The sequence below is a fragment of the Blautia sp. AF19-1 genome, from assembly GCF_003479155.1.
Classification (GTDB): domain Bacteria; phylum Bacillota; class Clostridia; order Lachnospirales; family Lachnospiraceae; genus Fusicatenibacter; species Fusicatenibacter saccharivorans.
Genome location: NZ_QUGQ01000048.1, coordinates 1 through 2,071, shown reverse-complemented (window position 1 = coordinate 2,071; position 2,071 = coordinate 1). Strand labels below are relative to the sequence as shown.

The following is a 2,071-nucleotide window of genomic DNA, read 5'->3' as shown; positions in this document are numbered from 1 at the left end:
ATATCTAATCCATTTCGGAATAAATATCTTCTGCTTTTAAGTTAATGACATTGCTAAGACAATAGGTATTTCACTATCTCTTAGAGGATTTTTCTTTACTTTAAATGGTATCTGGTAATATTTTTCCAGTTTTCCGGGAAACCCATTTTATTCAATAATTCCGTTTCGCTTATATGCTCTACCTCTCTGTTTACTCGGTCAATCTCTTTTATAAGCTTTCTTTTAAATTCCAGAAAATCTTTTCCAGGTAATAGATATCTAAAAGCAATCACCACAGCAAACAAATCCTGTTTTCCTTTTTCATACTGATTCCCACTCTGTGGCAATAAAAGTTTTTTATGAAGCGGTGTATCCGCAATAGCATCTACTGTTCTGTATGTAAACAGTCGTTCCCCATGGGCACATACATTCCTATACTTAGTGAGAACAGATAGAAACTGCTCCATCTGATGCTGATTCAAAGGTTCAAAGTTTTTTGATACTTTTGATTTTAAAGATTGAGGAAATACTCGAAACATTTTTGATAAGTTTCCAAACGTAAGTACATTTGCCAAAACCCATAATGGAATTTCACCATATGTCTTGCGGTAATAGTTGATATATGTGTAATCTGTGGTCGTTGTTGCCCGTTTCAAGGTCGCTATCAACTTTACGATTGTTGCATGATTTCTTTTTGTATGATTATAATTATTAGCATCCAGGTACTGCTTCTGCTCTGCTCCATACATTTCAGTAAAATAGTATGACATCAAAGAACGCATCTGTCGCTCAATCTGCAGTAAATATTTAAAGAACAACTCTCTAAGCTCTGCATCAAACTTATACAGACTGACTATTTCTTCAAAACTTGTTCCTACTTTATATTTCTTTGTATTCGATATTCTAAAAAGATGTTTATATCCTCCCATAAGAGGAAAATATCCTATTTGACGTAACATCTCTTCCGCATATTCTCTGTCTTTTATTTTTATTCCCTTTTCATCACTGATCCAGGAAACCTGGTCACTAAAAGAAGAGAATTTTTTCGGTGTCTGCATATCATTTCTCCTTAAAACAAAAGAGGGAGAGACCCGCAGGCTCTCCCCCGCCTGTAGGCTTCGCAAGTTTCTACAGAACGATCACTGAGCTTAGTATACGTCATTTTAAATGTCCTGTCAATACGCCAAAACATTCTTAGCCATACCCGCTCAGAAGTATTCTATGCTGTTTTTTCTTCCTTATTCTGTTTTTCTTCCTCCAACTCCCGGAGGACTTCTTCGCCGTACTTATCAATCATCCGTACCAGAAAATCAATGCACCGCTCAAATTCAATATTCTGTTGCATAAGCTCCTCCCGTCATTGTTTTGATCTGAGCTTATTTTACAGAACCTGCCGGAAAACCACATTGAATAGAAATTGATTGTAAATTGACACAATCAATTTAAAAATATCCGCATTTTCTTGAATCGAATATATGTTCGCGTTATGATAGATATACTTAATCTTAACTACGAAAGGGGAATTTCTATTGAATCGATGCGATTTTTCTTCTATTAGCACTTGCTTAAAAAATCATATCAGCGAAAGTAATCAAATGAGTCAGCCTGATTTTTTATACGAATTATTTGAAGATTTTATGGATGATCCGGCAAATCAGGATTTTTCTATGGATAATGGTCTGGTTTGTCGTTGGCTGACCGGTCAAGCAAAGATCAGTCCCAAAATATCTGCCTACTATTCCAAACCCAGTAATCAGAAAAAACTGGCAGAAACCATTCACCAGAATCTGCTTCCATTGATGTCTGACTGCAATATGGCTATGCAGGATATATACACATTATTTATACAAGATGACACCATCTCCGATGCCAAAAAGAAAAATCTGGCTTCTCTGTACAAACCAGCCAGCTCACGTCTGCTTTTTCTTGCAAAGCTGATTTCTTTTGGCATGGAGCGACAATTTATCAAACGTGATACTAAAAATCAAAAATTAATTGCCGGAGGTGCCCTGTCACCCATTGTGCTGGATTATATTATGGACAGTGAGGTTCCGAAACCATGCCGTCATTTTATCGGAAGAGATAAAGAACT

Annotated in this window: 2 protein-coding genes and 1 pseudogene; 1 reads left to right on the top strand and 2 read right to left on the bottom strand. The window is 36.3% G+C overall.

The genetic code is table 11. From position 1 onward, the window contains the following. Positions 1-95 precede the first annotated feature (95 nt). Both DWX26_RS16520 and DWX26_RS17410 read right to left on the bottom strand, forming a co-directional pair. Entirely contained in the window at positions 96-1,037 is a 942-nt protein-coding gene (locus tag DWX26_RS16520; RefSeq protein ID WP_118601792.1) for an Abi family protein, read from the bottom strand. A gap of 161 nt (positions 1,038-1,198) precedes the next feature. Further along, positions 1,199-1,324, bottom strand: coding sequence for a hypothetical protein (locus tag DWX26_RS17410; protein ID WP_015540934.1), 126 nt, complete (start codon positions 1,322-1,324; stop codon positions 1,199-1,201). A 250-nt stretch (positions 1,325-1,574) separates the two neighbouring features. Here DWX26_RS17410 and DWX26_RS16515 point away from each other — a divergent pair. Then, positions 1,575-2,071: pseudogene (locus DWX26_RS16515) on the top strand (Archaeal ATPase); the annotation flags it as partial.